The following is a 595-nucleotide window of genomic DNA, read 5'->3' as shown; positions in this document are numbered from 1 at the left end:
GGCTGGGCCAAGGCCGGGGTGTTCCAGGGGCTGATGGACGCGCTGATCGCCGAGGCGGCATCGCGTGGGCAGGTCGGTCTGGAACTGGTCAGTGTGGACTCCACGATCGTGCGGGCACATCAGGACTCGGCCGGGCTGGCGGTCGCCGGGGAGACCCTGGACGCGCTGGAGCAGGCGCTGACGGAGGAAAAGGGGGCTCCGCTCCCACGTCAGCCGCCGGTGCTGCGGGTGATGCGCCGCAGGTCACACCCGCCGGCGCCGACGGCACGGACGATGCGGGCGCGTCGTCCGGGTCGCCGGGCCCAGATCGTGCCGCCACACGGCGACGCCGTAAGGCCCGGGCGAAGGCCGCCGGGCTCGGCCGATCCCGGGGCGGGCTGAGCAGCAAGATCCATGCTGCGGTCGACGCGGCCGGGCTACCGCTGGCCTTCGTGCTCACCCCAGGCCAAGCCGCCGACTGCCCGCGGTTCATCACCGTCCTGAACAAGATCCGCATCCCCGGTCCGGTCGGTCGCCCGCGGACCCGCCCGGCGGCGGTGGCCGCGGACAAGGCCTACTCCTCCAAGGCCAACCGTGCCCATCTGCGCCGCCGCCG

Annotated in this window: 2 pseudogenes; both read left to right on the top strand. The window is 74.1% G+C overall.

The annotated features are described in order from the left end of the window. A pseudogene (locus P3X83_RS43210) lies at window positions 1–381 on the top strand (hypothetical protein); the annotation flags it as partial. Beyond that, a pseudogene (locus tag P3X83_RS43205) lies at window positions 354–595 on the top strand (transposase); the annotation flags it as partial. The pseudogenes P3X83_RS43210 and P3X83_RS43205, both read left to right, overlap by 28 nt.

Origin of the sequence: Spongiactinospora sp. TRM90649, assembly GCF_029382225.1 — a bacterium.
Taxonomy (GTDB): domain Bacteria; phylum Actinomycetota; class Actinomycetes; order Streptosporangiales; family Streptosporangiaceae; genus Spongiactinospora.
The sequence above is the reverse complement of the archived record's forward strand: the minus strand, read 5'-3'. Positions and strand labels throughout refer to the sequence as shown.